Consider the following 25,608-nt stretch of genomic DNA (forward strand, 5'->3'; position numbering starts at 1 on the left):
GGTTTCTGGCAATCGCCGGATGACACCACATATGAGCCGTCTTGGGCGCCGTCGGACCTTGGTCGGCGGAACCTGAAAGGCGATTGCAGCCTTTAGCGCATATGGCTTTATCGAAGGCAACCGGATCGACTTTCGACATGACTGCAGCAGACGAAAACCAGGCACCGGCGCGGAAAATCTCGGTGTTCGGGCGCGAGTTCACCATGCCGCGCTCGCGCGGGCTGAGGATCGCCATCGGTATCATGCTGGTGTTTTTCGGCCTTCTCGGTTTCCTGCCGATTCTCGGCTTCTGGATGATTCCGCTCGGCCTTTTGGTGCTTTCCTACGAATTTGCCGCGGTGCGCCGCCTGCGGCGCCGGTTCGTCGTCTGGTGGGAACGGCGTCGCCGGCCAAATTGAAAGCGATGGCGCGCGGTCCCGGTTCAGTGGACGCTTCGCTTCCACCCCCCCGCAGACCTTCCCCTCGAATATCTCCTTGAGAACGGCAGCCCCTGGTGTCAGCCGCGCGTTTACGGTGAAAGCCAGTTTGCACCCGCTGCGTAAAGCTGCGGGTTCGAGTTTCGCCGGTCGCGCAGCCATGCTTGAGGAGCGGCCAATATGCCGGTGCGCCAAGCGCTGAAATCGCTCGGGAACCACGTTGCGGCGGCTGATGAGGAAAGCGCGCCGGAATGCCGCGCGGACGCTTGACGACCTTTCGCTGCCACCATATTGAGTTCGCTCGCCGGGAGCGATGAGGCCTCGTGGCGGAGTGGTTACGCAGAGGACTGCAAATCCTTGCACCCCGGTTCGATTCCGGGCGAGGCCTCCAATCGCTTCAACTCCCGCATGCCGGGGGCTTGAGTTCGAATGCGCCGCAGTGTCGGCGCGACAAGCGCATTCAGCGCATTGGCTTTTGACGGATTGGTTGGGACATGAGCGCTGATTTCTCCGAACTTCGCGTCAAGATGGTCGACGGCCAGGTCCGCACCACCGATGTGACCGACGCAGCATTGCTCGATGCCATGCTTGCCGTGCCGCGCGAGGCCTTTGTCGGGGCCGGCCAACAGGCTCTCGCCTATATCGACGAGGATATCCGCATCTCCGACGGCGCCGATGGCAGCGGTGCGCGCTACCTCATGGAGCCGTCGCCACTGGCCAAGCTTTTGCAGTTGGCCGAGATCGACGCCGGCGATTCGGTGCTCGATGTCGGCTGCGGCACCGGTTATTCCGCGGCGCTGCTGTCCAGGCTGGCCAAATCCGTCGTGGCGCTGGAAAGCGATACCACACTGGCGGAAGCAGCCAAAGCGGCGCTTTCGGCGCAGGGCTGCGATAACGTCACCGTGGTCACCGGCCCACTGCCGCAAGGTCATGCCGCCAAGGCGCCCTACAATGTGATTCTCATCGGCGGCAGCGTCGAGAAAGTGCCTGCGGCGCTGCTTGACCAGCTTGCCGAAGGCGGCCGGCTGGTGGCTGTGGAAGGGCAGGGCAATGCGGGCGTAGCCCGGCTCTTTTTCAATGCAGGGGGGGTTGTAACCGGAAGACGGGCATTTAATGCGGCAATTAAGCCACTACCCGGATTTGAACGCATTCATGCCTTCGAGTTCTAAGTGATTTTGCCTTGCAGCAAAGACTCTGTCATGTTGGCTTGCGATTGAACAATCGTTGCTGATTGGTTAACCGGGGTTTCGGGAGGCTGTCAGCGGGGGAACGATACATCGACGCGGCGCTGGCCGATCCCTAGGGATGGGCTGGCGTGGCGTGGTTCCCGTGCAAAACGAATGAGGGATATAAAGTGCCGTCCTTAGCCAAGAGTTTGTTTGTTACTGTCCTCATTTCCGCGACAGCGCTTTCGCCGATAGCCGCCTCGGCGGAAACCATTCTCGGCGCGCTTTCCAAGGCCTACCAGAACAATTCCTCGCTGAATTCGGCCCGTGCCGGCGTGCGCGTCACCGATGAGGGCGTGGCGATCGCCAAGTCGGGCTATCGCCCGGTGATCACTGGTTCGGCTGATATCGATTACACCTCCAGGCACCTGAACGGCAGGAACGCGAGCCTGGCATTGACCACCGGCAGCTTCGGCGTTCGGATTGATCAGACGCTGTTCGACGGCTTCCAGACCAAGAACAGGGTCGCGTCGGCCGCTGCACAGGTGAGGGCCTCGGTCGAGGGCCTGCGCAACACCGAAGAGAACACGCTGTTCAACGCGGCGAGCGCCTATATGGACGTGATTCGCGACCGCCAGGTGGCGGTGCTGACCGAACAGAATCTGCAGTTCCTGACCGAGCAGGCGCGCGCGGCACGCTCGCGCTTCGAGGTCGGCGAGGGCACGCGCACCGATGTGGCGCAGGCCGACGCGTCGCGTTCGGCCGCGGTGGCGCAATTGAGTGCTGCCCGTGCGCAGGCTCTGGCCAGTGCGGCAACCTATCATCAGATCGTCGGTGACGAGCCGGGCAAGCTCAAGGCCGCGTCGCCGTTGGCGAAGCTGTTGCCGAGGAGTCTCGAGGCGGCGATCGGCATTGCATCGAACGAGCATCCGGCCATCCTGGCCGCCCTACATTCCGTCGATGCAGCCGGATTTGATGTAAAGACGCAGGAGGGTGCGTTGCTGCCGCAGTTGACTGCCAGTGCCGGCCTTTCCCATGTCTATCAAAATACCGTACCTGGCGCGGGGGATTCGGACGGCGATTCCAATGCCGCCACCGTCGGCGCGACGCTGACCGTTCCGATCTATTCGGGCGGCCGTACCTCCGCACTCGTTCGTCAGTCGAAGGAATCGCTCAGCCAGGCTCGCATCGAGGTGGATGTCAGCCGTGACTCGGTGCGCCAGGCCGTGACCTCGGCATGGACGCAATACATCGCAGCGCGTGAAAGCGTCGACGCTAATCGGCAGGTGATCGCGGCCGCACAGTTGGCGCTCAACGGCGTCATCGAGGAGCGCAATGTCGGACAGCGCACCACGCTCGACGTGTTGAATGCCCAGAACGCCGTCATCTCGGCAAAGATCGACCTCGCCAGCTCCGAGCGCGATGTGGTTGTAGCGAGCTACGCCATCCTGTCGGCCATGGGCCGCCTGTCGGCCGATCGCCTGGCGTTGAATGTGGTGAAGTACAAGCCTGAAGAGCACTACAGAGCCGTCAAGGACAAATGGATCGGGCTGCGTACGCCGGACGGTCGTTGATCGCGACTGAGCGGTTCAAATCCCGCCAAGATTGAAAGTATCGTAGCGCCGCGCTTCCCAAGGATGCGCGGCGTTTGTCTTTTGTAGCCTAAATTGTTGAAATCCGGCGTCTTCCGAGATTGGGGATTCTCGGATGGCGATCCGTCGGCTACGCTGTCGCCATGATTCGTATCCGGCTTTGCCGGACAGGAATCCAGGAACGGGTCACTGCAGCGCCACGCGTCCGATGGATGCGCAAAGGAGGCTGTAGAACTTTGATTTTGCGCCTGATCCTCTTCGAAAATCGAAGATCGATTTTCGGGATCATGCGCGGGGGCGGCGGATGTGACGATGGCGACGGCAAGCAGCGCACAGCGCGAACCTTCCATGGAAGAAATACTGGCTTCCATCAGGAGGATCATCGAAGACAGCGACACAGGCCGCAAGCTGCCGGGCGACGCGGATGAGTTGCGCCAGGACCTTGTGCCGGCCGCCGGGCCTGTTTCGGATGTCGAGGCCTTCCGCAGCGAATTGCACAGCTCGACCGAAAGCAAGAAGCCGGTGACGCTGGCCGAGGTGCAGGCCCAACTGGCCGAGCCGGTGGTTGCGCGGCTGGAGCCGCGCTCCGAGCCGTCGCCAGTGAAGCCGGCCATTGCGGCAAATGCCACGACCGCCGCGCCACCCGCGCATGCTCCGATGACCCTGGCGGAAGTGAGCGCCAGGATAGCCAGTGAACCTGCTCCCGCCGTCGGGGCAGAAGCTGCAGTGCGGGCAAAGACGGAAACCACCGACTCGATCGTCACCGATTGGCGCCGCGAAATCGCGGCCGTTGGCAATCAGGCAAAACCGGCTGACACAGTACGGCGGCCCGAGATCAGGCAGCCGGAGATCAGGCAGCCGGAGGCTGAAAATCGGCAGGCAGCAATCGCGGAGGTCGAGGCTTTCGAAGACGATCTCGCTGCCGAGCCGGCTTTCGAGCCTCGTCCTTCGAGCGGCGAGCACGCGCGCCCGGCCGATACAACCCCGGCCCGTCCGGCGATCGTTTCGGAACATACGGGACGGCAGGTCGCAGCCGCCTTCGGCGAGCTCTCCGACGCCTTCGCCAGCCGCAGCAAGAAGACCTTCGACGAGATGGCCGAGGAGATGCTGCGGCCGATGCTGCAGGATTGGCTGGACAACAACCTGCCGACGCTGGTCGAGCGCCTGGTACGCGAAGAAATCGAGCGCGTCGCGCGCGGCGCGCAGTAGGCATCACCACAGCCCGTTCCGGATTAAGGCGCCGCCTTCAGGCCGTGCTTTCTCGCTCCATCTCAGCTTCCGGCCGATGTCGCGAACGCGATCAGGTTGCCGTCGGGATCGCTGACGATGAAGGTGACGGGTATGGCCTTCCCGTTGAAATGACCAGGGCCCCGCCTATTGCGTTGAAGGACTGAGGCCGCCCTCGCGGTTGACTTGGCCAAAACCTTCCGATTTACACCGGGTCAGCAAAACTCCCGACCGCGCGGACCACTTTCCCATGCTTGAAAAGACCTACGACGCCAAGACCGTCGAGCCCAGGATCGCCAAAATCTGGGAAGAGGCGGACGCATTTCGCGCCGGCGCAGGTGCGGAAGAGGGGGCCGAGGCCTTTACCATCGTCATCCCGCCGCCCAACGTCACCGGCTCGCTGCATATGGGCCACGCACTCAACAACACGCTGCAGGATATACTCGTGCGCTTTGAGCGCATGCGCGGCAAGAACGTGCTGTGGCAGCCGGGCATGGACCATGCCGGCATCGCCACGCAGATGGTGGTCGAACGCCAGCTGATGGAAAAGCAGATACATCGCCGCGATCTCACCCGCGAACAGTTCATCGACAAGGTCTGGGAGTGGAAGGCCGAGTCCGGCGGCGCCATCTTCAACCAGCTGAAGCGGCTCGGCGCCTCGGCGGACTGGTCGCGCGAACGTTTTACCATGGATGAAGGCCTGTCCAAGGCCGTGCTCGAAGTATTCGTCAGCCTCTACAAGGAAGGGCTGATCTACAAGGACAAGCGCCTTGTGAACTGGGACCCGAAGCTGTTGACGGCGATCTCCGACCTGGAGGTCGAGCCCCAGGAGATCAACGGCAATCTCTGGCACTTCCGCTATCCGATCGAAGGCGAGACTTTCGATCCGGAAAATTCGGCGACCTTCATTACCGTGGCGACGACACGGCCCGAGACGATGCTGGGGGATACGGCGGTTGCCGTGCACCCGGACGACGAGCGCTACCGGCATCTGGTCGGGAAAAATGTCGTGCTGCCGATCGTCGGCCGGAAAATCCCGGTTGTGGCTGACGAGTATTCCGACCCGGAAAAGGGTTCCGGCGCGGTCAAGATCACGCCGGCGCACGACTTCAACGATTTCGAGGTCGGCAAGCGCCACAAGCTGCCGGCGATCAACATCCTGACCATCGAGGCGGCAATAACGCTCAGGGATAATGAGGATTTTCTCGCCGGGCTCGACGTGACGCCGGAGCGTCAGGCCGTCTGGGACGAGCTCGACGGTCTCGACCGTTTCGTCGCGCGCAAGAAAATCGTCGAGCTGATGGAGACCGGCGGCTTCCTCGACAAGATCGAGCCGCATCGCCACGCCGTGCCGCATGGCGACCGCGGCGGCGTGCCGATCGAGCCGTTTCTGACCGAGCAGTGGTATGCAAACGCCGCGGAACTCGCCAAGCCGGCGATCGCATCGGTGCGTGAAGGCCGTACCAACTTCGTGCCGAAGAACTGGGAGAAGACCTATTTCGACTGGATGGAGAACATCCAGCCTTGGTGTATTTCACGCCAGCTGTGGTGGGGTCATCAGATCCCGGCCTGGTACGGGCCGGACGGCCGCGTCTTCGTCGAGAAGACCGAGGAAGAGGCGCTGGGCGCCGCGATTGAATATTATCTGGCGCTGGAAGGCCCGTGGAAGGCCTGGGTCGAGGACAAGCTCGAGACCTTCAAGCCGGGCGAAATCCTGAGCCGCGACGAGGACGTGCTCGACACCTGGTTCTCGTCCGCACTGTGGCCGTTCTCGACACTGGGCTGGCCGGATCACACGCCGGAGCTGAAGACCTATTACCAGACCGACGTGCTGGTGACCGGTTTCGACATCATCTTCTTCTGGGTCGCCCGGATGATGATGATGGGCCTGCATCTCATGCACGAGGAGCCGTTCCACACCGTCTATGTGCATGCGCTGGTGCGCGACAAGAACGGGCAGAAGATGTCGAAGTCGAAAGGCAACGTCATCGATCCGCTCGACCTCATCGACGAGTTTGGCGCCGATGCACTGCGCTTCACGCTGACGGTGATGGCGGCGCAGGGGCGCGACGTGAAGCTCGATCCGGCGCGCATCGCCGGCTACCGCAATTTCGGTACCAAGCTGTGGAACGCGACACGCTTTGCCGAGATGAACGAGGTCGCGCGCAATGATGATTTCTGGCTGAACGACGCCAGGCTGCCGGTCAACCGCTGGATCCTGACCGAGCTGACCAGGGCGTCGCACGCGATCACCGAGGGCATCACCTCTTACCGCTTCAACGAAGCGGCGGGCGCTGCCTACCGTTTCGTCTGGAACCTCTTCTGCGACTGGTATCTGGAACTCTTGAAGCCGGTGTTCATGGGCTCCGACGAAGCGGCCAAGGCCGAAAGCCGCGCCTGCGTCGCTTTCGTGCTCGACGAGATCTACAAGCTGCTGCACCCGATGATGCCGTTCATGACCGAGGAATTGTGGGCGCAGACGGCAGGCGAGGGCAGGACGCGTGGTACGCTGCTTTGCCACGCCGCCTGGCCATCACCCGATTTCGAGGACGCAGACGCCGCCGCCGACATCAATTGGCTGGTCGATCTGGTCTCCGGCATCCGCTCGGTGCGCTCGGAAATGAACGTGCCGCCGGCGGCGATCGCGCCGCTGGTGGTGGTCGGCGCCAGGGCCGAGACCCACCAGAGGCTGGAACGCCATTCTTCCGCCATCCAGCGGCTGGCGCGGGCCGGCGACATCTCGCTGCAGGACGCCGCACCCAAGGGCTCGGCCCAGATCGTGCTCAACGAGGCGACGATCTGCCTGCCGCTCGGCAGCCTGATCGATCTCTCCGCCGAGGCGGCGCGGCTGCAGAAGGAACTGGCCAAGGTGACCGAGGAGATCGCGCGGTTGCACAAGAAGCTGTCCAACGAGAGATTCGTCGCCAGCGCGCCGGAAGAGATCGTCGCAGCCGAGCGCGAAAAACTCGCGGAATACCGTGATCAGCAGGAGAAGCTTTCGGTGGCGCTGACCAGGGTGCGCGACGCCGGTTGAGCGCCGGATTCGCGAGACGCTTGCAGCGCTTCGCGAAGGTTCTTTTGCTCGAAAAATAGGCGTTCCGTTGCGTTAATATTGACGTAAACGGAAAGTTTCGACCCCATTGTTGCCATAATGTAACAATGGGGCCGAATGCCGGCAAAATAGCCGGTTTTGGTGCCGTTTTGAGCGGTTTTTTCTGATTTGTTCCCCAGTCTGCCGCCCAAATGGTCATTTTCGAACCTGCCGGCCAAGCCGCCACTGTGTTCGAAATGCGGTCCGCAAGAGTGTACATGTACGCTATGTGAATTCATTGTTGCACCGTTAACCCGAATTGGTTCTAGCTTGATGCACTGTATTTCGGGGAGGACATCCATGAACAATTTGCGTTTGAAAACACTGCTGGGGGCGGGGTGTTTTTCGCTGGCTTTGATTGGTTCCGCGATGCATCCGGCGCGTGCCGGCGGTCTGGAGCGTGGTGGCTACGACATCGACCTGCTTTTCGACCCAGCGCCGTTTGCGACGGAAGCTGAAGCGACCTATGTCATGCCGGATCGCAAGTTCAAGAATGCGGCCGGTCCGAACGGCGCCAACCTAGGTCTTGGCACGACGGCCGACGGAGCCGAGGGTTACTGGATACCGCACATAGGAATGAAGGTTCAGGTTGTGCAGGGCGTCGACTGCATGGTCGACTATTCGCAGCCTTGGGGTGCGCATACAGCACCTGGTATATGGAACGGTGCGCTTTCCAACACGGAAACCGATATCAAAAGCAACAACTACGCCGGTACATGCTCATATAAATTTGATGCTGGTAAGGGCCAGCTTCGTTTTATCGGCGGGTTGTTTTACCAGGACATAGGGGGCTTCAAAGAAAGCTTGGTAAGCGTTTTCCCGGTATTGACAGGTCGTGTCGATCTGGAGGCTAACGGCTGGGGCTGGCGCGCCGGCGTTGCCTACGAAATCCCCGACATCGCGTTGCGCGCGAGCCTCGTCTACAATTCGAAAGTCAAGCTCGACAATCTCTCAGGTGAACTCGATCTCACCAGTGTCGGCCAAGGCGTTATCCCGATCTACGGCTCAACGCAGTACATGCCTGATACCGTGGAGTTGAAATTGCAGTCGGGTATCGCTCCAGGATGGCTAGCCTTCGGTTCGATCAAGTGGGTGAACTGGAGTGTGCTGCAGAGCGTTCCGATCTGCCCGACGATTGCTCCATCGTCACTTTGCTACACCAATGGTCCGGGAGAGGTCACCTCGCTTGACCTGATGTATCGCGACGGCTGGACCGTTTCAGGTGGCGTCGGCCACAAGTTCAACGATCAGTGGAGCGGTGCGGCCCAGATTTCCTGGGATCGCGGCACCTCGCATGGCTATGGTTCGCAGTCCGATACCTGGACGCTGGGTGGCGGCGTCGCTTATACGCCACAGCCCAACATCGAGGTTCGGTTGGGCGGTGCAATCGGCGTGCTGACCAGCGGTCACTCCGGCATAATGATTGGCGAGAACGGCAAAGTCGTTGGTGCAGACGCAACCTACGACTTTGGCAACGATCTGATCACGGCCATTTCGGGCGGTGTTAAAATTAGGTTCTAAGCTTCTGAAAATACAGGTAAAAGGCCGGGCGTTGCCCGGCCTTTTACGTTTTTCGGACAGAGTTGGCCCTGCGCTGGCGGGCGCGCCAGCGTTGCAGATCGCCGCACTGGCGTCGCCTCTCGCGATTGTGACGTTTTGGCAACAGTTTCTGAACAACCCCCGCGCTACAACTCCGCCAGACCAAATTGCCCATTTCCCGCCATAAACCCGGCGCACCTCGAATTTGTCTCGGGACACGCGCCAGAAGGCTCGGCGATGGGGCAGGCCGCACCGCCCGCGGCAAGGAAGAGTATGGACGCCAGAGTCATTTCCAAGGCCAAGCTGCCGAGCCGCCATGTGACCGTCGGTCCGGCGCGTGCGCCGCACCGTTCGTATCTCTATGCCATGGGCCTGTCTGCCGCCGAGATCGCACAGCCGCTGGTCGGCGTCGCCTCCTGCTGGAACGAAGCGGCGCCTTGCAACATCTCGCTGATGCGCCAGGCGCAAGTGGTCAAGAAGGGCGTCGCCGCAGCCAACGGCACGCCGCGCGAATTCTGCACAATCACTGTCACCGACGGCATCGCGATGGGTCACCAGGGCATGAAGTCGTCGCTGGTGTCGCGCGATGTCATCGCCGATTCGGTCGAACTCACCATGCGCGGCCATTGCTACGATGCATTGGTCGGCCTTGCCGGCTGTGACAAGTCGCTGCCCGGCATGATGATGGCCATGGTGCGGCTCAACGTGCCGTCGATCTTCATCTATGGCGGCTCGATCCTGCCCGGCAGCTATCGCGGCCGCCAGATCACCGTGCAGGATGTGTTCGAGGCTGTCGGCCAGCATTCGGTCGGCACGATCAGCGACGCCGAGCTGCTCGAGATCGAACAGGTCGCCTGTCCTTCGGCCGGCTCCTGCGGTGCCCAGTTCACCGCCAACACCATGGCCACCGTCGCCGAGGCGATTGGCTTGGCGCTGCCCTATTCCTGCGGCGCGCCGGCGCCCTACGAGATGCGCGACCGCTTCAATTTCGCCTCTGGCGAAAAGATCATGGAGCTTGTCGCGAAGAACATCCGGCCGCGCGACATCGTCACGCTGAAGGCGCTGGAGAACGCGGCGACCGTGGTTTCGGCCACCGGCGGCTCGACCAATGCGGCTTTGCACCTGCCGGCGATCGCGCATGAGGCAGGCATCAAGTTCGACCTGTTCGACGTTGCCGCGATTTTCGAGAAGACGCCCTACATCGCCGACCTCAAGCCGGGCGGCAAATATGTCGCCAAGGACATGTTCGAGGCCGGCGGCATTCCGCTGTTGATGAAGACGCTGCTCGACCACGGCTATCTCCATGGCGACTGCATGACCGTGACTGGCCGTACTTTGGCCGAAAACATGGAGCATGTTGCCTGGAATGATAGCCAGGATGTGGTCCGTCCCGCCAACCGACCAATCACCCAAACCGGCGGTGTCGTGGGCTTGAAGGGCAACCTTGCCCCCGAAGGCGCGATCGTGAAGGTCGCAGGCATGACGGAGCTGAAATTCTCAGGCCCGGCACGTTGTTTCGATTCGGAAGAGGAATGTTTCGAGGCGGTCACGCACCGCAACTACCGGGAAGGCGAGGTTCTCGTCATCCGCTATGAAGGTCCGCGTGGCGGCCCGGGCATGCGCGAGATGCTGTCGACGACGGCGGCTCTCTACGGCCAGGGCATGGGCGGCAAGGTAGCCCTCATCACCGACGGCCGCTTTTCGGGCGCAACGCGCGGTTTCTGCATCGGCCATGTCGGGCCAGAAGCTGCCGTTGGCGGCCCGATCGGACTGTTGAAGGATGGCGACGTGATCTCGATCGACGCAACCAAAGGCACGATCGAGGTCGACCTGTCCGAGGCTGAACTGGCAACGAGGGCGAAGGCCTGGAAGGCGCGCACGACCGACTATCAGTCGGGCGCGATCTGGAAATACGCACAGACGGTAGGGCCTGCCCGCCACGGCGCGGTCACCCATCCGGGCGGTGCCAAAGAAACACATTGCTATGCGGATATCTGAGTTGTTGAGGTCGTCTGTCCTTCCGGCACTGGTCGCTGTTGCGATCTTTGGCGCCGTGGGCCAGGCCATGGCCTTCGACGACAAGGTGTTCGACGACAAGACCGGCGTGAAGCCGCAATCGAGCCCATGGGCCGTGTTCCAGTTCGGCTTCTCCGCCTACAAGAGCGGCCATAAGGAACAGGCGGTCGAGGCCTATAAATACGCCGCCGAGAACGGCCAGATCGGCGCCACCTGGAAGCTCGCGCGCATGTACGCCGAAGGCGACGGCGTGACGCGCGACGACTATGCGGCCTTCAAATTCTTCTCCGAGATCGTCGATCAGGATGTCGAGCCGGGATCGCCGGAGGAAAGCTATGTCTCCGACGCGCTGGTGGCGCTGGGCGACTATCTCCGGACAGGCATCCCCGGCAGCCCGGTCGAGGAAAACGAGGTCGCGGCGCAGGAATATTACATGCGCGCGGCCGCCAATTACCGCAACCCGAACGCTCAGTTCGAGATGGGCCAGATGTTTTTGAAGGGCGAGGGCGGCGTCAAGGCCAGCGTCAAGCAGGCCGGCCGCTGGTTCCAGCTCGCCGCCGAAAAAGGCCATGCCGGCGCCCAGGCGACGCTCGGCAATCTTCTGTTCCAGAGCGGCAAGATCGTGCGCGGGCTGGCCATGATGACCGCCGCGCTCGAACGCGCCTCGCCGAGCGACCAGCCGTGGATCCGCGGCATGCAGGAAGAGGCATTTGCCGCCGCCGGCGAAGCCGACCGTCGCACTGCCATTTCGCTTGCCGACGACATCCTGACCAAGGGCGGCGGCGACCAGTGAAATTGCCAATCTCCCCCTTGAGGGGGAGATGCCCGGCAGGGCAGAGGGGGGCGCTGTCCCGCTGGCATTTCAGTTGACTAAAGTTTGCCCGGGTTGGACTGAGAGGGTGAGCTTGTTTGACCGAAAGGTCGCGTTTCTTCGCGCCCCCCTCTGGCTTGCCGGCCATCTCCCCCTCAAGGGGGGAGATTAGCTCACATCCATCAGTTCTCGGTGAGTTCCGCCGGCGCCGCTCTGTGTACCGGCATCGAGATCGGCGTGACGTGCAGATGCGGCTTCATCGTGCTGTCGGGGCAGCTGTCGCCGATCTTGGTCCATGAGGTGTTGTTGAGCACCAGGTCGCAGCGGGCCATATGGCTCTTGTCTGAAACCGTCAGGCAGGTGACCTGGCCGACCTGGTAGGACTTGCCATTGGCCAGGCACTGCTGGTCGGCAAGTGCCGCTGCAGGGGAGGCCATGGCAAATGCCAGGCCGATTGGACAAAGGAGGAATCGTAGTGCCATGGAACCCCAGCCGCCATGCTGATCTCTGACTGAATGGCGCGATTGTGGCGACATCAGGGTTTCGGCTGATATCAAGCCGGCAGCAGCGCCAGATCGATCGCCACCGGCACGTGGTCGGAAGGCTTTTCCCAGGCGCGCACATGCTTTTCGATCGAGGCCGAGGAAAAGCGGTTGGCCGCTTCGGGTGACAACAGCAGATGGTCGATGCGGATGCCGTTGTTCTTCTGCCAGGCGCCGGCCTGGTAATCCCAGAAGGTGTAGACGTCGGCGGCATCGGTGACGGCGCGCACCGCCTCGGTAAAGCCGAGATTCTTCAGTCGCCGGAAGGCCTGCCGGGTCTGCGGCTGGAACAGCGCATCGCCAAGCCAGTTCTCGGGGAAGCGCGCATCGACCGGCTCGGGGATGACATTGTAGTCGCCGGCCAGCACCAGCGCCTCCTCCAGAAGCAGCCGCTGCTCGGCCCAGCGATGCAGCCGCTCCATCCAGGCCAGCTTGTAAGGAAATTTCTTCTCGTCATCGATGGGATTGCCGTTGGGCAGATAGAGCGAGGCGACGCGTAGCGCGCCCTGGTCGGTCGAGAACACGCCCTCGATGAAGCGCGCCTGCTCGTCGGCGTCATCACCGGGCAGGCCTCTGATAACCTCGTCGAACGGAAGTTTCGACAGTAGGGCGACGCCGTTAAAGCCCTTCTGGCCATGGGTTTCCACGTTGTAGCCAAGCGCCTCGATCTCGGCGCGCGGGAACTGCTCGTCGACCGACTTGATCTCCTGCAGGCAGACGATGTCGGGCTGGCTTTCGCTCAGCCAGTGGGTGAGGTTGCCGATGCGGGCGCGAATGCCGTTTATGTTCCAGGTAACGATTTTCATGGGCGGCCTCAGGGATGTTCGGGCGAAAGACGTTCGACAAGCCCGATCGTATTGCCTGCCGGGTCCTTTAGAAAGGCCATCCACTCGCTTTCCCCCGCCGTTCCGAACGTGCCTTCGGTGTCGTTGTGGACGAGCGCCGGCGGTGCGGTGAAGGGAACGCCGGACGCTTTCGCCTCGGCGTGGAAGGCTTCGAGCCCGGCTATATCGAGATAGACGGTGCCGGCCGGAACGCCATCGGTGAACAGCAACCTGATATCACCGGCCATGATGAAGGCGATGCCCGGCGGATCGTAGCGGGCGTGAACGTTGAGGCCGAGCACATCGCGCCAGAAGGCCAGCGTCACGTCGAGATCGCGCCCGGCCGACAGTGCGACCTGACGGACCGCGCCGACGCCGGACATCTGCCTAGATGGAGAAACTGGTGCCGCAGCCGCAGGAGGCGACTGCATTGGGGTTGCGGATCTGGAACGATTGGCCCATCAGATCGTCGACGAAGTCGATCACCGAGCCGCCCATATAGACCAGCGACAAATCGTCGATCAGCACGGTGGCGCCGTCCTTTTCGATGGCGACGTCGTCGTCGTTGCGCGTATTGACCAGGTCGAACTTGTAGGAAAAGCCGGAGCAGCCGCCGCCCTCTACGGAGACGCGCAGCGCCGTCTTGCCGGCCTCGCCAGAGACGATTTTCGCGATCCGCCTGGCGGCGGACTCGGTCATCTCGACTTTCATGGCAGTCTTGGCATCAGCGCCCATGGGCGTCACCTTGCTTTCAGTTTCACATGATAGGTATGAAGCGGGAAGGGGCAAGTCAACTGCGGCGGCATCAGCCATGACAAATGAGCTTGGCGACATTGGGTTCGGCTATCGGCCGCGCGCGGCCTATGCCAGCGACCCAGCCAGGTCGCGCGGGCGGCTCTATGACGAGGTCGAGAGCCCGACTCGCACGCCATTCCAGCGCGACCGCGACCGTATCATTCATTCGACTGCCTTCCGCCGCCTGAAGCACAAGACGCAGGTGTTCGTCGCCCATGAAGGCGACCACTATCGCACCCGGCTGACGCATTCGATCGAGGTGGCGCAGATTGCGCGGGCTCTGGCGCGAGCGCTGCGCGGCGACGAGGATCTGGCCGAGGCGGTCGCCTTGGTGCACGATTTCGGTCACACGCCGTTCGGCCATACCGGCGAGGACGCGCTGAACGAGCGGATGGCCCAATGGGGCGGCTTCGACCACAATGCGCAGTCGCTGCGCGTGGTGACGCGGCTGGAGCGGCGCTATGCCGAGTTCGACGGGCTAAACCTGACCTGGGAAACGCTGGAAGGGCTGGTCAAGCACAATGGGCCGCTGACAGATGCCAAGGGAAAAGGGCTCAAAGGCCCGGTGCCGCAGGCGATCCGCGACTATTCCGAGCTGCACGACCTCGAACTCGACCATTTCGCCGGCATCGAGGCGCAATGTGCTGCGATCGCCGACGATATCGCCTACAACACCCATGACATCGACGACGGCCTGCGCTCCGGCTTCCTGACCTTGGACATGCTGGAAACGGTGGCGCTGCCGGGATCGATCCTGGCAAGCGTGCGCGCGCGCTATCCGGGCCTGGACGATGTGCGCACCGGCCATGAGCTGATGCGCCGGCAGATCACGATGATGGTCGAGGACGTCATTGTTTCCACCACCGCCAATCTTGAGCGCATCAAGCCTGACAGCGCCGAAGCGGTGCGGGCGGCGGGCGAAACGATGGTGACCTTTTCCGCTGACGTGGCGGCGACCGAGAAGGAATTGAAGACCTTTCTCTACAAGCATCTCTACCGGCATGACGAGGTGATGCGCGTGCGCACTCAGGCCGAGCAGATCGTGCGCGACCTGTTCGATGTCTATTACGCCGATCCGCGCGCCATGCCGGACGGCTGGCGGGAGGGGCTCGACCGGGCGGAGGACCGCATCAAGGCGCGCAGCGTCGCCGATTTCCTCGCGGGGATGACGGATACCTACGCCTTGAAGGAACACCGCCGTCTGTTTGACCATACGCCCGATTTAAGCTAGGGCGGGCGCGATTTGCCGGCCAATGAGCCGGTTCCCCTGCACAGTCCGCCAGAGCAAGACCCATGAACATCTTCGCCGATTTCAGCGCGCGAATCACAAAAGCCGTCGAAGCGCTTGATTTGAAAGACAGTAATGGCGTTTCGCCCGACCTGTCGCGCATCGCCGTCGAGCCGCCGCGCGACGCCAGCCATGGCGATCTCGCCACCAATGCGGCGATGGTACTGGCCAAGCCGACAGGGCACAACCCGCGGGCGCTGGCCGAGCGGCTGGTGGAAGTGCTGCGCAGCGACGCCGATGTTGCCGAAGCCGACGTCGCCGGTCCCGGCTTCGTCAATCTCCGGCTCAAGGACGCTTTCTGGCAGGCACATCTGACCGCGGTGCTCGGCGAGGGGCAAAACTACGGCCGCTCGACCATTGGTGGCGGCAAGAAGACCAATGTCGAATATGTCTCGGCCAATCCGACCGGGCCGATGCATGTCGGCCATTGCCGGGGCGCGGTTGTCGGCGACACGCTCGCCAATCTGATGGCCTTCGCCGGCTATGACGTCACCAAGGAATACATCATCAACGACGCCGGCGCGCAGATCGACGTGCTCGGGCGTTCGGCCTTCCTGCGCTACCGCGAAGCGCTGGGCGACGACATTGGCGAGATACCGGCCGGCCTCTATCCCGGCGATTACCTTGTGCCGGTCGGTCAGGCGCTGGCTGCCGAATTTGGCCGCAAGCTCTTGCAGATGCCCGACGATGAGTCGCTGGCAATCGTCAAGGACCGCACGATCGACGCCATGATGGTGATGATCCGCGAGGATCTGGCGTTGCTCAATGTGCATCACGACGTTTTCTTCTCCGAGCGCACGCTGCATGCCGACAATGCCAAAAAAATCCGCTCGGCGATCAACGATCTGACGCTGAAAGGCCATATCTACAAGGGCAAGCTACCGCCGCCCAAGGGCGAGAAGCCGGACGACTGGGAAGACCGCGAGCAGACGCTGTTTCGCTCGACGGCGGTCGGCGACGACATGGACAGGGCGCTGGTCAAGTCCGACGGCTCGTTCACCTATTTCGCCGCCGACGTCGCCTATCTCAAGGACAAGGTCGACCGCGGTTTCGTCGGCCTGATCTATGTGCTGGGCGCCGACCATGGCGGCTACGTCAAGCGGCTGGAAGCGCTGGCGCGGGCGATTGCAGGCGATGATCTGAAGCTGCAACTCACGGTGCTGCTGTGCAATCTGGTGAAGCTGTTTCGCGATGGCGAACCGGTTCGGATGTCGAAGCGGTCGGGCGACTTCGTGACCTTGCGCGAAGCGGTGGAGGAGGTGGGCCGCGATGCGATCCGCTTCATGATGCTCTACCGCAAGAGCGACGCGCCGCTCGACTTCGATTTCGCCAAGGTCACCGAACAGTCCAAGGACAATCCCGTGTTCTACGTGCAGTACGCTTCGGCGCGCTGTCATTCGGTGTTCCGGCAGGCGAGCGAGCAACTGGGCGAGGCCAATTTCGACCGCAACAGCCTGGCCGCGGCCTCGGCGTCGCTCACCGACGAGGGCGAGATCGGCCTGATCCGGAAGCTGGCTGAATATCCCCGGCTGGTCGAATCTGCGGCCCTTGCGCTGGAGCCGCACCGGCTGGCATTCTACCTCTACGATCTGGCTTCCAGCTTCCATGGACACTGGAATCGGGGCACCGAGAATGCCGACTTACGTTTTGTTAAGGTTAACGACCGACAATTGACTCATGCCAGACTAGGGCTGGTGCAGGCTGTTTCGGATGTTTTGACCTCCGGCCTGACGCTGATTGGGGCTGATGCGCCCACTGAGATGCGTTAGGTTTAACTAAAACACCTGTCACCATTTGCCCACATTGCGCTGGTAAGGGCCAACCCTACGCGACGTCCATGGCGTCCGAATGAGTGCGAGTTCGGGAACAATAATGGCAGACAGAACCCAGCTGAGAGTAGCCGACAACAACGACATCGCCGAAGATGATCCGTTCGCTGAACTGACCAGGATCATGGGTTTCGATCCGCGCCAGCCGGTCAAGCCGCAGGCGCCAGCCGTCGAGACGGCTGCGGACGAGGGCGATTTCGACATCGACCTCGAGAAGGAGTTGATGGGCGAATTCGGCGATGAAGTCGGTTCCATGGAGGCCAGCCAGCCAGCTCCCGAGGTTCACCAGCCTGCCGCTGAGCCCTACGAACCTGCTGCCGAGATTCGCGAGCCGGCTTTCGAAACCACCGATGCCGCGATGGACGATGCGCTGGCTGCTTCGCTGGAATATGATTTCGTCTTCGACGATGCCGCCGATCTGGATTTCGGCGCTGCCCCGCAGGCTGCGGCTGCTCCCGTTGAACCCTCGGTTGCCGAACCTTGGTTTGCCGAGCCCGCATTCGACGAAGCTGCATTCGATGACGATTTCGACAATGCCGTGGCCAGTTCACTGGAAAACGTATCGCCGCTCGAAGACGACCTGCCGATTGATGACGAGCTTGCCGCTTCGCTCGAGCAGGGGTTGCTGCTCGATGACGATGCGACCGTCGCCCATGCCGCAGATGTAGCCCAGGTTGCTGCTGCGCCCGCCGACGATGTCGCGTTCGACGATGATTTCGACAATGCCGTCTCGATGTCGCTGGAAGACGAGCTGACGCTGGACGGTCCTGCGCCGGCGCAGGACCAGTATGCCGCGCCAGTAGCCGAGGCGCCGGTCGTCGGAGTCGCCGACCACACTGTTGCCGACGAGGATTTTGCGGGTCATTTCGATGACGCGATGGCCGATGTCGACATGGACTTTGCGGCCCAGGATTTTGCAGCCCAGGATTTTGCGGCCGAGCATTTCGAGCCTCAGGCTTTCGAGGCTCAGCCTGTTGAGGCCGAGGATCCGGAAGAGCGCGATCTGGATGTCAGCGATCTGCAGGCCAGCGCGCCGGTTGAGATGGATGCGCCGGAAGTGAACGAGACGCCGGCCTGGACTGTGGAGGCCAGCCCCTCTCATGAGACTGCGCACGAAGCATTCGACGATTTCGATCTGAGCATCGATGATGCGCTTGCCGATCACGAGCCGGTTGCCGAGATCGCACCCACTCCGGTTCAGCCAACTCCGGTCGCACCAGCCTATGTGGCGCCTACCAATATGGCGACCCCGGCCGCTCCGGTCGCTGACGAACGGACGTTGGAAGATGAACTCAACGCGCTGCTTGGCGCCATGACCACACCACGCCCGGCGCCAGTCGCGCCGATTCCGGTCGTCACCGAGCCCACCAGGGCTGCCGCCATCGAGCCCGCCAGGACTTATGAGCCGGTTGCCCCGGTGCAGCGGTCCGTCGCAACGCCGGTCGCTCCGGTCGATAATCTCGACTGGGACCTGGACGAACACGCGCCGGCTCCTCAGGAGGCCCGGGCGGACGATGCCGATTTCGACGATCTGCTTGCCGGCGAACTCGAGGGCCATGAGCCCGAGATCGAGTTCGATGATCATGCCTTCGATGCGGCGCTCGCCAAGGGCATCGATCTCGGTAATGACACGGCAGCACCGGTCGCTGGCGATTGGCGCTCGACGCCGCCGGAGCCGGCGCGTTCGTGGAGCCGCGTGACTCCCACCCCGGCCCAGCCTTCCTTTGCAGCGCAGCCGCAACCTTCTTTTGCAGAAAAGCCGTCCATGCCGCCGGCGGCAGCGCCAAGCTATCGCGACCAGCCGGTTGCAGCTGCTGCCTATGTGGCGCCGACGCCATCGCGCCAGGCGCCGCCTCAGGCCTATGACGAGATGCCGGATGTCGAGACGGTCGATGTGCCGGAGCGTGTGGTGGCGATTGCCGACGACCTCGACATTCCAGAACTCAGCTTCGAGCAAGACGAGCCGGCCGCCTATGACGACATCGACGCCGAATTCGCCGGCATGCTCAACGAGATGAACGCGGTGGAAGTGGCGCCGCCCACTGCCGCACGCAGTGCCGGCTATGATGACGATTCCTACAGTTCCGGCTTCAGTTCGGGCCACGAGCTCGACCAGCGCGCCTATGCGGCGCGGCCAGCCGAAGTGCTTGCAGCCACGCAAGCTCACCACGCCGATGCCGCCGGCGGCTTCGACATGGACGATCTGCCCGGCAGCCAGCCGGTTTCGCAGGCCGACGATTTCGCGGTCGACGAACTCGACTACGATCCGGATCTGGACGAGGCAATGGCGGTGCCGGGCCTCGCCGCGCTGGAAGCCGCACGGCCGCGCAGGAGCGGCCTGCTGGTCGCGGGGGTCGTTGCTGCGGTTGCGATTGCCGGCGGCCTTGGCGCCTTCGCCTTGTCGTTCGGCGGAAAGGGCGGCAGCGATGCGCCGGTCATTGTCAAAGCCGACAACAGGCCGATCAAGGTCAAGCCCGAAAATCCGGGCGGCGCCGTGGTGCCGAACCAGGACAACAAGGTTTATGATGCGGTCGCCAAGGGCACCAAGCCGGCCGAGCCGGTTCAGGAGAAGCTGGTCACCAACACCGAAGAGCCGGTCGATGTGAAGGCGCAGGAGCCTGAAAGCCGCGTCGTCGATCTGTCGCCCGACGATACTGCCCCAGGCCCCAACGCTGCCGGCAACCCCGAAGCTGCCGTCAACCCCGAAGCTGCCGTCAACCCCGACGCGGCTGTCGCGCCGGCGCCAAAGTCCGAGGACCGCATCGCTCAGGTGCTGCAGGAAGCCGACAAGAACCCCGATACGGTCGCCGTTGCCCCGCGCAAGGTGCGGACCATGGTGGTCAAGCCCGACGGCTCGTTGGTGGCACGCGAGGACTCGACGCCGGCCGCGCCGCAGGTTGCGGCGACTGAGCCGCTTGACCCGGCGCCGCAGCACGTCGCCCCTTCGGCCGATGCCGAGCAGACCGGCACCGTGGCGCCTGCCGATCAGGCAAATAGCGACGAGGCAAGTGCCGAGACCGCCAAGCCGGTCAAGCCGGTGAAGCCGGCGGCCACGCCGAAGGCTGAGACCCAGTCCGCCAACACGCCGCAGACGGTTGCCGTAGCGCCGCAGCGCCCGTCCGACCAGCCGGTCGACGTGGTCGGCGAGGTCAAGCCCGACCAGGTTGCCTCCATCCCGGCGACGGCTTCGACATCGGGCGGTTCGTGGTCGATGCAGATCGCTTCGCAGCCGACGGTCGAAAGCGCCCAGGCCAACTACGCCGACCTGCAGCGCCGCTATGGAAATGTGCTCGCCGGTCGCACCGCCAACATCGTCAAGGCGGAGATCGCCGGCAAGGGCACCTTCTACCGTGTCCGGGTGCCTGCGCAATCGCGCAACGATGCGATCAATCTGTGCACCAGCTACAAGGCTGCCGGCGGCAACTGCTTCGTGTCGCGGTAAGGCCGGATCCAATTATCAGAGCCGGTGCGTTCCCAAGGGTCGCGCCGGCTTTTTCATGTGGATGGGCGAGAGGTTGAGGCGCTTGCCGTCCGGGGAGATTCCCTTTGCCGGCGCGAAGCCCTAAACTGGTGGAATGACCGAATCAAAATCCATGATCCTCGGCTGTGCCGGGAAATCGCTGACCCGCGAAGAAATCCGTTTCTATCGCAATGAATGCCCGTGGGGCTTCATCCTGTTTGCGCGCAATATCGGCGAAACGGAGCAGATCCGCGATCTGGTCGCCGAAATGCGCGACTGTATCGGGCGGTCCGATGCGCTGGTGTTCATCGACCAGGAAGGTGGCCGGGTGCAGCGCCTGCGGCCGCCGCTGGCGCCGAACTATCCCGCCGGCGGCGCGCTCGGCGCATTGTGGCGCAAGGACCATGATGCCGGCACCCGCGCTGCCTGGCTGATGGCGCGGCTGCACGCGTTCGACCTGTTGCGCTACGGTATCTCGGCCGATTGCCTGCCGGTGCTGGACGTGCCGATCGAGGGCGCCAGCGACGTCATCGGCGCGCGCGCCTATGGCAAGGAGCCGCGCCCGGTCATCGAACTTGGCCGCGCCGCCGCGGAAGGGCTGATGTCCGGCGGCGTGTTGCCGGTCATGAAGCATATTCCGGGCCATGGACGCGCCTTCGCCGACACGCATTTCGAGCTGCCTGTGGTCGACGCCTCGCTGAGCGACCTGCAGCGGCATGATTTCGCCCCTTTCCGCGAGCTTAGCCATCTGCCGATGGCGATGACGGCGCATGTCGTCTACAGCGCCATCGATCCGAACAACCCAGCGACCACCTCAGGCAAGGTCATCGACGAGATCATCCGCCGCGAGATCGGCTTCGACGGGCTGTTGATGAGCGACGACACCTCGATGAAGGCACTTTCTGGGGATTTCCCGACAAAGGCGGCCTCGATCCTTGCGGCGGGCTGCGATCTGGTCCTTCACTGCAATGGCGTTTTCGAGGAGATGGCAGGCATCGCATCGCGAACCACGGGACTTGAAGGGACGTCGCTGGAGCGCGCCAACCGGGCGCTGACCTATATAAGGGATCGCGACCGGGCCGACGAAACCGAGATACGCGCCGAGTTTGCCACCTATTTCGATGCGGTGGCCTAGAGACGGATGATTTCAGGTCTGTTCGACCTGAAATCTGAATCCGTCTCTAAATTAGATAGAGAGAGCATGATGTCGTCCGAAAACCGCTTCACACTTTTCGGCATCATGCTCTAACCAGAGGTAAAGGAACAAGTGGCGGAGACATTGGACAGCAAGGCTGCGAAGGCCGCACCGATGGACCGTCTGTGGGCCGAGAACGACGATTCACGGGTCACCGGCGACCCGTCGCTGGTCGTCGACGTCGCCGGGTTCGAAGGTCCGCTCGACCTCTTGCTGCATCTCGCCCGCAACCAAAAGGTCGATCTGTCGCGGATTTCCATCTTGGCGCTGGTCGAGCAATATCTGACCTTCGTCGAGACGGCGAGGGCGCTGAGGCTTGAGCTTGCCGCCGACTACCTGGTGATGGCGGCGTGGCTGGCCTTCCTCAAGTCGAAGCTCCTCATCCCCAAGCAGCCCGGCGAGGAAGGCGAAAGCGGCGAGGAACTGGCCGCGGTGCTGCAGTTCCGGCTGAAGCGTCTGGAGGCCATGCGCGACGCCTCGGCAAGGCTGGTCAACCGCAACCGGCTCGGCCGCGACGTGTTTGCACGCGGGATGCCTGAAATGGTCATCGTCGAGAAGCGTAACGCCTATTCGGCCTCGCTCTACGATTTGCTCACCGCCTATGCGCAGCAGCGCCAGAAACAGGCGATCACCAATGTGACAATTGCCCGGCGTGGCGTGTGGTCGCTCAAGGATGCGCGCGATATCCTGACCCGGCTGATCGGCTCGCTGCGCGACTGGACGGCGCTGGACAGCTATCTGATCAATTACCTGACCAGCCCGGACGAACGGCGTACCGCGATTGCCAGCTCGTTTGCGGCGTCGCTGGAACTGGTGCGCGAAGGCAGCATCGAGATGCGGCAGGACCAGGTGTTCGCGCCGCTCTATCTGCGCGGCCGCGCGCAGCCAATCAAGGCAGTCGAGGTGGCATCATGAGCGAACGCGCCAACGCTTCGGTCATTCCGTTCAAGGTCGAAGAAGAGACCGAGGAGGGCATTGTCGCCCAGGATCCGACTGATACCCTGCTTCTGAATCCTGGCGAACGGCTGCATATGGCCGAAGCCATACGCATGGCCGAGGCGATCGTGTTCGCCAGCGCCGAGCCGGTCAGCGAAAAGCAGCTCGCAGCCAGATTGCCCGACGGCATCAGCATAGCCGCTGCCATGGCTGAGCTGCAGCAGATCTATGCGCGGCGCGGCGTCAATCTGGTCCGGGTCGGCGATGCCTGGGCGTTCCGTACCGCCGGCGATCTCGCCTTCCTGATGAGCCGCGACACGCTGCAGCAGCGCAAGCTGTCGCGCGCGGCGCTCGAAGTGCTGGCGATCATCGCATACCACCAGCCGGTGACGCGCGCCGAGATCGAGGACATCAGAGGCGTCGAGACCTCGAAGGGCACGCTGGATACGCTGCTCGAAACGGAATGGGTGCGCATGCGCGGCCGCCGCCGCACGCCCGGCCGTCCCGTCACCTACGGCACGACAGACACTTTCCTCGACCATTTCGCACTGGAGGAGATCCGCGATCTTCCCGGGATGGACGAACTGAAGGGGGCAGGGCTGCTCTCCGGCCGCATGCCGTCGAATTTCGCCATCCCGTTGCCGCCGGCCGATCCGGACGCGCTGACCGAGGACGAGGATGCGTTGACCGACATCGATCTCGAGGAACTCGGCCTGCTGACGCCGCGCGTCACGGAAGATTGACCGCAAGCCGCTGTCAAAAAGCTGCATTGCTGCGGTAGATGCGCCGATTGGTAGCGGGCAGCTTTGCCGAAAATGCGTGACATAAGCCACGCCTTCATAAACTTTGTCGCTGTTGTGTTTGAATCCCAACGCGAAAACGCATAGATCATCGCCAGGGAAAACATTCGAGAGAGAGTTACAATGGGTTCATTTTCGATTTGGCACTGGATGATCGTGCTGGTGATCGTGCTGCTGGTGTTCGGCCGCGGCAAGATACCCGAGCTGATGGGCGACATGGCCAAGGGCATCAAGAGCTTCAAGAAGGGCATGGCCGACGACGATACCGCCGAAGACAAGCGCACCGTCGAGCACCGCCCGGACGAGACCGTTTCGGCAGTGAAGGAAAAGGCCAGCAAGAGCTGAGCCGAAGGTTGTTGCTTTTGTGCAAGTCGTTGTCCCAAAACCGCTTCGCACTTTTGAGCGACAAGCACTAGTCGGAACTGATTGCCATGTTTGAAGTCGGCTGGACCGAAATGCTGGTGATCGCGATCGTCATGATCGTGGTCGTCGGACCCAAGGATTTGCCCAATATGCTGCGCACCTTCGGCCGCACGACGGCGAAGCTGCGTGCCATGGCCTCCGACTTCCAGAAGCAGTTCAACGAGGCGTTGAAGGAAGCCGAGCTCGACGACGTCAAGAAGTCTGTCGATACGCTGCGCGGCCTCAATCCGGCGGCCGAAATCCGCAAGCAGCTCAATCCGTTCGAACAGGCGGCAGCCGAGGTTCGCTCCGGCGTCGATGCGGTGATGAAGCCGAAGCCCGCCGTCGACCCCTCAACGCCGGCGGCAGAAACACCACACCCGGCCGAGCCGCTCAAGAACGGCGCGACGGTGATGCCGGGTCTCAACGGACCGGAAACAGCGCCGGCGGCGCCGATCCTTCCGGCGATGACCGATCAGGCGGTGGTGACACCGGCTGCAGCAACAGCAGCGCCACGAAACGCGCGCGCCAAGAAGGCCGCGATATCGGCAGCCAAGGCAGCACCGGCAAAGCCGGCGCCTGCGGCGAAGGTTGCGGCCAAGCCGTCAGCGGCGCCCGCCAAGGCTGCACCTGGAAAAGCCGCCACCAAGCCCGCTGCTGCACCGAAGGCAGTCACAAAGGCTGAGCCGAAGCCTGCGCCGGCCACGAAGCCCGCGCCCAAGAAGACGGCGGGGGCCGCCAAGTGAGCATTACGGACAGCGAAAAGGACGAGATCGAGAAGTCGTCGGCTCCGCTGATGGAGCATCTGGTCGAACTGCGCCGCCGGCTGATCTGGTCGATCGGCGGTTTCTTCGTCGCCTTCCTCGTCTGCTTCTTCTTCGCCAAGAAGCTGTTCAATCTTTTGGTCGTTCCGTTCAAATGGGCCACGCAATGGGCCGGGCTCGATCCGCACAAGGTCGAGCTGATCTATACGGCGCCGCAGGAATTCTTCTTCACCCAGGTCAAGCTCGCCATGTTCGGCGGCATGGTCATCGCCTTTCCGCTGATCGCCACGCAGATCTACAAATTCATCGCGCCAGGCCTCTACAAGAACGAACGCAACGCGTTCCTGCCGTTCCTTATCGCATCGCCGATCCTGTTCCTGATGGGAGCGTCGCTGGTCTATTTCTTCTTCACGCCGATGGTGATGTGGTTCTTCCTCGCCATGCAGCAGGCCGGCACCGACGACCAGGTGCAGATTTCGCTGCTGCCGAAAGTGTCGGAATATCTCAGCCTGATCATGACGCTGATCTTCTCCTTCGGCCTGGTGTTCCAGCTGCCGGTGGTGACCAGCCTGATGACGCGCGTCGGCATGCTGTCGTCGAAGGCGCTGGCCGAGAAGCGCAAATGGGCGATCGTCATCGCCTTCGTCGTCGCGGCGGTGCTGACGCCGCCTGATCCGATGAGCCAGATCGGTTTGGCCATCCCGACCATCCTGCTCTACGAGGTGTCGATCTGGGCGGCCCGGCTGATCGAGCGCGATCAGGTCAAGCAGAAGCTGGCGCGCGAGAAGCAGGAAGCCGCCGAAGCCGTGGCCGAAAAGGCGGCGGACGCGTCCTCAAAGCAGGCTCGTTCATAGGCTGTCGCGTTCGGGTATCCGCGTTAGCGGAAAAACGCGACAGCCGCTGACCCTCATCTTG

General features: G+C 62.7%; 22 protein-coding genes and 1 tRNA gene. 18 read left to right on the forward strand and 5 right to left on the reverse strand.

Annotated features, from left to right (window positions below; all coding sequences use genetic code 11):
• Positions 1–137 precede the first annotated feature (137 nt).
• From NKH35_RS11985 to NKH35_RS12010, 6 genes are all read left to right on the forward strand, one after another.
• Entirely contained in the window at positions 138–398 is a 261-nt protein-coding gene (locus tag NKH35_RS11985) for a PGPGW domain-containing protein (protein WP_023667708.1), read from the forward strand.
• Between the two features lie 335 nt (positions 399–733).
• Positions 734–807: transfer RNA gene (locus tag NKH35_RS11990), tRNA-Cys, on the forward strand.
• Between the two features lie 103 nt (positions 808–910).
• Positions 911–1,585 (forward strand): protein-L-isoaspartate O-methyltransferase family protein, encoded by a 675-nt coding sequence (locus NKH35_RS11995; RefSeq protein WP_023667707.1) that lies wholly within the window; start codon positions 911–913, stop codon positions 1,583–1,585.
• A 185-nt stretch (positions 1,586–1,770) separates the two neighbouring features.
• Positions 1,771–3,156, forward strand: a complete 1,386-nt coding sequence (locus tag NKH35_RS12000) for a TolC family outer membrane protein (RefSeq protein WP_023691095.1) — start codon at positions 1,771–1,773, stop codon at positions 3,154–3,156.
• Between the two features lie 330 nt (positions 3,157–3,486).
• A complete protein-coding gene (locus tag NKH35_RS12005) occupies positions 3,487–4,383 on the forward strand; it encodes a PopZ family protein (RefSeq protein ID WP_352914643.1) in 897 nt (298 codons plus the stop codon).
• Positions 4,384–4,651: 268 nt separating this feature from the next.
• Positions 4,652–7,435: a valine--tRNA ligase gene (locus NKH35_RS12010; RefSeq protein ID WP_352914645.1), complete on the forward strand. Its 2,784-nt coding sequence runs from the start codon at positions 4,652–4,654 to the stop codon at positions 7,433–7,435.
• Here the strand turns inward: NKH35_RS12010 and NKH35_RS12015 are convergent.
• Positions 7,384–7,794 carry a hypothetical protein gene (locus NKH35_RS12015; protein ID WP_156933165.1) on the reverse strand — a complete coding sequence of 137 codons (411 nt, stop codon included), beginning with the start codon at positions 7,792–7,794 and terminating at the stop codon, positions 7,384–7,386. The two genes, NKH35_RS12010 and NKH35_RS12015, sit on opposite strands and share 52 nt — an antisense overlap.
• Between NKH35_RS12015 and NKH35_RS12020 the strand changes: the two genes are divergently transcribed.
• The 3 genes from NKH35_RS12020 (at position 7,793) to NKH35_RS12030 (ending at position 11,840) form a co-directional block, all read left to right on the forward strand.
• On the forward strand, positions 7,793–9,013 hold the full coding sequence (locus NKH35_RS12020) for an OmpP1/FadL family transporter (RefSeq protein ID WP_023667703.1): 1,221 nt from the start codon (positions 7,793–7,795) through the stop codon (positions 9,011–9,013). The genes NKH35_RS12015 and NKH35_RS12020 overlap by 2 nt on opposite strands.
• A gap of 291 nt (positions 9,014–9,304) precedes the next feature.
• Positions 9,305–11,029 (forward strand): dihydroxy-acid dehydratase, encoded by a 1,725-nt coding sequence (gene ilvD, locus NKH35_RS12025; RefSeq protein ID WP_023733697.1) that lies wholly within the window; start codon positions 9,305–9,307, stop codon positions 11,027–11,029.
• Positions 11,016–11,840: a tetratricopeptide repeat protein gene (locus tag NKH35_RS12030; RefSeq protein ID WP_023667701.1), complete on the forward strand. Its 825-nt coding sequence runs from the start codon at positions 11,016–11,018 to the stop codon at positions 11,838–11,840. Before ilvD ends, NKH35_RS12030 begins: the two co-directional genes overlap by 14 nt.
• 200 nt (positions 11,841–12,040) lie before the next feature.
• Here NKH35_RS12030 and NKH35_RS12035 read toward each other — a convergent pair whose 3' ends face one another.
• The 4 genes from NKH35_RS12035 to erpA all read right to left on the reverse strand — a co-directional run bounded on the left by NKH35_RS12035 (position 12,041) and on the right by erpA (position 13,959).
• Positions 12,041–12,295: a hypothetical protein gene (locus tag NKH35_RS12035; protein WP_245260192.1), complete on the reverse strand. Its 255-nt coding sequence runs from the start codon at positions 12,293–12,295 to the stop codon at positions 12,041–12,043.
• Between the two features lie 116 nt (positions 12,296–12,411).
• Complete coding sequence (gene xth / locus NKH35_RS12040; RefSeq protein WP_023667698.1) at positions 12,412–13,206, reverse strand: exodeoxyribonuclease III; 795 nt, start codon at positions 13,204–13,206, stop codon at positions 12,412–12,414.
• An 8-nt stretch (positions 13,207–13,214) separates the two neighbouring features.
• The gene (locus NKH35_RS12045) at positions 13,215–13,607 is read right to left on the reverse strand and encodes a VOC family protein (protein WP_023691101.1); all 393 of its coding nucleotides are present in this window, start codon (positions 13,605–13,607) and stop codon (positions 13,215–13,217) included.
• 4 nt (positions 13,608–13,611) lie between these two features.
• Positions 13,612–13,959: an iron-sulfur cluster insertion protein ErpA gene (erpA, locus tag NKH35_RS12050; RefSeq protein ID WP_031199080.1), complete on the reverse strand. Its 348-nt coding sequence runs from the start codon at positions 13,957–13,959 to the stop codon at positions 13,612–13,614.
• A gap of 76 nt (positions 13,960–14,035) precedes the next feature.
• On the opposite strand from erpA, the gene NKH35_RS12055 reads away from it, so the two are divergent.
• The 9 genes from NKH35_RS12055 (at position 14,036) to tatC (ending at position 25,547) form a co-directional block, all read left to right on the forward strand.
• Positions 14,036–15,250 (forward strand): deoxyguanosinetriphosphate triphosphohydrolase, encoded by a 1,215-nt coding sequence (locus NKH35_RS12055; RefSeq protein ID WP_023688214.1) that lies wholly within the window; start codon positions 14,036–14,038, stop codon positions 15,248–15,250.
• Positions 15,251–15,312: 62 nt separating this feature from the next.
• Entirely contained in the window at positions 15,313–17,076 is a 1,764-nt protein-coding gene (argS, locus tag NKH35_RS12060) for an arginine--tRNA ligase (protein ID WP_023681655.1), read from the forward strand.
• 103 nt (positions 17,077–17,179) lie between these two features.
• Positions 17,180–20,578: an SPOR domain-containing protein gene (locus NKH35_RS12065; protein ID WP_352914650.1), complete on the forward strand. Its 3,399-nt coding sequence runs from the start codon at positions 17,180–17,182 to the stop codon at positions 20,576–20,578.
• A gap of 133 nt (positions 20,579–20,711) precedes the next feature.
• Entirely contained in the window at positions 20,712–21,731 is a 1,020-nt protein-coding gene (gene nagZ / locus NKH35_RS12070) for a beta-N-acetylhexosaminidase (RefSeq protein WP_352914652.1), read from the forward strand.
• Between the two features lie 174 nt (positions 21,732–21,905).
• On the forward strand, positions 21,906–22,706 hold the full coding sequence (locus NKH35_RS12075; protein WP_023667690.1) for a segregation and condensation protein A: 801 nt from the start codon (positions 21,906–21,908) through the stop codon (positions 22,704–22,706).
• Positions 22,703–23,470 (forward strand): SMC-Scp complex subunit ScpB, encoded by a 768-nt coding sequence (gene scpB / locus NKH35_RS12080; protein ID WP_352914654.1) that lies wholly within the window; start codon positions 22,703–22,705, stop codon positions 23,468–23,470. Before NKH35_RS12075 ends, scpB begins: the two co-directional genes overlap by 4 nt.
• Positions 23,471–23,650: 180 nt before the next feature.
• Complete coding sequence (locus NKH35_RS12085) at positions 23,651–23,872, forward strand: twin-arginine translocase TatA/TatE family subunit (protein ID WP_023681650.1); 222 nt, start codon at positions 23,651–23,653, stop codon at positions 23,870–23,872.
• A gap of 86 nt (positions 23,873–23,958) precedes the next feature.
• Positions 23,959–24,675 (forward strand): Sec-independent protein translocase protein TatB, encoded by a 717-nt coding sequence (gene tatB / locus NKH35_RS12090; RefSeq protein WP_352914657.1) that lies wholly within the window; start codon positions 23,959–23,961, stop codon positions 24,673–24,675.
• On the forward strand, positions 24,672–25,547 hold the full coding sequence (gene tatC, locus NKH35_RS12095) for a twin-arginine translocase subunit TatC (RefSeq protein WP_352914659.1): 876 nt from the start codon (positions 24,672–24,674) through the stop codon (positions 25,545–25,547). The genes tatB and tatC overlap by 4 nt, the downstream gene beginning before the upstream one ends.
• Positions 25,548–25,608: the final 61 nt, after the last annotated feature.

The organism is Mesorhizobium sp. M1143 (assembly GCF_040318435.1).
GTDB lineage: Bacteria > Pseudomonadota > Alphaproteobacteria > Rhizobiales > Rhizobiaceae > Mesorhizobium.

Coding starts and splice junctions, on each gene's coding strand:
- tatB (WP_352914657.1), top strand. CDS start 23,959: ATGTTTGAAGTCGGCTGGACCGAAATGCTGGTGATCGCGATCGTCATG.
- NKH35_RS12055 (WP_023688214.1), top strand. CDS start 14,036: ATGACAAATGAGCTTGGCGACATTGGGTTCGGCTATCGGCCGCGCGCG.
- NKH35_RS12045 (WP_023691101.1), bottom strand. CDS start 13,607: ATGTCCGGCGTCGGCGCGGTCCGTCAGGTCGCACTGTCGGCCGGGCGC.
- nagZ (WP_352914652.1), top strand. CDS start 20,712: ATGACCGAATCAAAATCCATGATCCTCGGCTGTGCCGGGAAATCGCTG.
- NKH35_RS12075 (WP_023667690.1), top strand. CDS start 21,906: ATGGACCGTCTGTGGGCCGAGAACGACGATTCACGGGTCACCGGCGAC.
- NKH35_RS12005 (WP_352914643.1), top strand. CDS start 3,487: ATGGCGACGGCAAGCAGCGCACAGCGCGAACCTTCCATGGAAGAAATA.
- argS (WP_023681655.1), top strand. CDS start 15,313: ATGAACATCTTCGCCGATTTCAGCGCGCGAATCACAAAAGCCGTCGAA.
- ilvD (WP_023733697.1), top strand. CDS start 9,305: ATGGACGCCAGAGTCATTTCCAAGGCCAAGCTGCCGAGCCGCCATGTG.
- NKH35_RS11995 (WP_023667707.1), top strand. CDS start 911: ATGAGCGCTGATTTCTCCGAACTTCGCGTCAAGATGGTCGACGGCCAG.
- NKH35_RS12015 (WP_156933165.1), bottom strand. CDS start 7,794: ATGGATGTCCTCCCCGAAATACAGTGCATCAAGCTAGAACCAATTCGG.
- NKH35_RS12010 (WP_352914645.1), top strand. CDS start 4,652: ATGCTTGAAAAGACCTACGACGCCAAGACCGTCGAGCCCAGGATCGCC.
- NKH35_RS12020 (WP_023667703.1), top strand. CDS start 7,793: ATGAACAATTTGCGTTTGAAAACACTGCTGGGGGCGGGGTGTTTTTCG.
- NKH35_RS12085 (WP_023681650.1), top strand. CDS start 23,651: ATGGGTTCATTTTCGATTTGGCACTGGATGATCGTGCTGGTGATCGTG.
- NKH35_RS11985 (WP_023667708.1), top strand. CDS start 138: ATGACTGCAGCAGACGAAAACCAGGCACCGGCGCGGAAAATCTCGGTG.
- erpA (WP_031199080.1), bottom strand. CDS start 13,959: ATGGGCGCTGATGCCAAGACTGCCATGAAAGTCGAGATGACCGAGTCC.
- NKH35_RS12065 (WP_352914650.1), top strand. CDS start 17,180: ATGGCAGACAGAACCCAGCTGAGAGTAGCCGACAACAACGACATCGCC.
- NKH35_RS12035 (WP_245260192.1), bottom strand. CDS start 12,295: ATGGCCTCCCCTGCAGCGGCACTTGCCGACCAGCAGTGCCTGGCCAAT.
- xth (WP_023667698.1), bottom strand. CDS start 13,206: ATGAAAATCGTTACCTGGAACATAAACGGCATTCGCGCCCGCATCGGC.
- NKH35_RS12030 (WP_023667701.1), top strand. CDS start 11,016: ATGCGGATATCTGAGTTGTTGAGGTCGTCTGTCCTTCCGGCACTGGTC.
- scpB (WP_352914654.1), top strand. CDS start 22,703: ATGAGCGAACGCGCCAACGCTTCGGTCATTCCGTTCAAGGTCGAAGAA.